The following is a 1,752-nucleotide window of genomic DNA, read 5'->3' as shown; positions in this document are numbered from 1 at the left end:
AGCGCGATCCACACGATGTCGACGAAATGCCAGTAGTAGGAGACGACGATGCTCGCGGTGGCCTGCGCCGGGGTGAACTTGCTCATCGCGGTGCGCGCCAGCAGGAAGATGAAGGCGATCAGACCGCCGGTGACGTGCAGACCGTGGAACCCGGTCGCCAGGTAGAACACGCTGCCGTAGGCGCTGCCGGGGATGGTGGTGCCGTGAGTCGCCAGGTGGAAGTACTCGTAGCCCTGCCCGCAAACGAAGAACAGGCCCATCAGGAAGGTGATCACGTACCAGCGACGCAGCCCGAAGACGTCGCCGCGTTCGGCCGCGAACACCCCCATCTGGCAGGTGAACGACGACGCGATCAGCACAAGCGTCACCGGGACGGCCTGATAGAGGTTGAGTTCGGTCGGCGGCGGCGGCCATTTCCCGCCCGACTGCGCACGCGCGGTGAAGTACATCGCGAACAGGCCGGCAAAGAACATCAGCTCGCTGGAGAGCCAGACGATGGTGCCGACACTGACCATGTTGGGTCGATTCAACGAATGAACCCGCGACGTGATTGCAGTACCCGAGGTCCCTACAGCGCTGGTCACATCCGCAAGTATGACGCTTTGTAGTTGATCAACTCCACCCGGGGCGGCAATTAATGTTTTCGCGTCGCGGCCGCGCCCGGAGCGGGCGGCTTTCCGCGGCTGTTGGGCGAGGTTCGGTCCGCGTGGGACCATCGGCGCGTGGCTGTGTCATCTGAGGCTTCGACCCCCGGCGGTTCGACCGCGGGCCCGGGGTCGGCGCCGTCGTGGCCGCAGGTCCTGGCCCGGTTGACGGGCGGGCACGACCTGGTGCGGGGCCAGGCCGCCTGGACCATGGAACAGGTCATGGCCGGCGGCGCGAGCCCGGCGCAGATCGCCGCATTCGCCGTGGCCATGAAGATGAAGGTCCCCACCTCGGCCGAGGTCAGCGAGCTGGCCGACGTCATGCTGAGCCACGCGCGCCCCATGCCCGCCCTGCGCGACGACGCCGTCGACATCGTCGGGACGGGTGGTGACGGCGTCAACACGGTCAACCTGTCCACCATGGCGGCGATCGTGGTCGCGGCCGCGGGCGTGCCGGTGGTCAAACACGGCAACCGCGCGGCGTCGTCGCTGTCCGGTGGCGCCGACACGCTGGAGGCGCTCGGCGTGCGCATCGAGCTCGGACCCGAGCAGGTCGCGCAGAGCCTGGCCGAGGTCGGCATCGGGTTCTGCTTCGCGCCGGTGTTTCATCCCTCGTACCGGCACGCCTCGGTGGTACGACGCGAGATCGGGGTACCGACGGTCTTCAATCTCCTTGGGCCGCTAACCAATCCGGCCAGACCGCGGGCCGGGCTGATCGGCTGCGCGTTCGCCGATCTGGCCGAGGTGATGGCGGGGGTGTTCGCCGCTCGCCGGTCGAGCGTGCTCGTGGTGCACGGTGACGACGGGCTGGACGAGCTGACCACGACCACCACCAGCACCATTTGGCGCGTGCAGGCCGGCACGGTCGACAAGCTGACCTTCGATCCGGCCGGATTCGGTTTCGCCCGAGCCGATCTCGGTGACCTGCTGGGCGGTGACGCGCAAGCCAACGCCGCCGAGGTGCGTGCGGTGCTGGCCGGCGGCAAGGGACCGGTCCGGGACGCCGTGGTGCTCAACGCCGCCGGGGCCCTGGTCGCCCACGCCGGTCTATCCAGCCGCGCTGAATGGTTGCCGGCGTGGGAGGACGGGCTGCGGCGCGCCGGCGCGG

2 protein-coding genes are annotated in these 1,752 nt (G+C 68.9%); one reads left to right on the top strand and one right to left on the bottom strand.

What is annotated here, in order from left to right:
• On the bottom strand, positions 1 to 584 hold a 584-nt coding region (locus tag A9X04_RS16640; protein WP_067922537.1), incomplete at its 3' end, for a heme-copper oxidase subunit III.
• A gap of 138 nt (positions 585 to 722) precedes the next feature.
• Between A9X04_RS16640 and trpD the strand changes: the two genes are divergently transcribed.
• Positions 723 to 1,752, top strand: a 1,030-nt coding sequence (trpD, locus tag A9X04_RS16635) for an anthranilate phosphoribosyltransferase (RefSeq protein WP_067922534.1), incomplete at its 3' end; no start/stop codon positions are given.

The sequence above is a fragment of the Mycobacterium sp. E3247 genome, assembly GCF_001667785.1.
Taxonomy (GTDB): Bacteria; Actinomycetota; Actinomycetes; order Mycobacteriales; family Mycobacteriaceae; genus Mycobacterium.
This window is presented reverse-complemented; position numbering and strand designations above follow the sequence as displayed.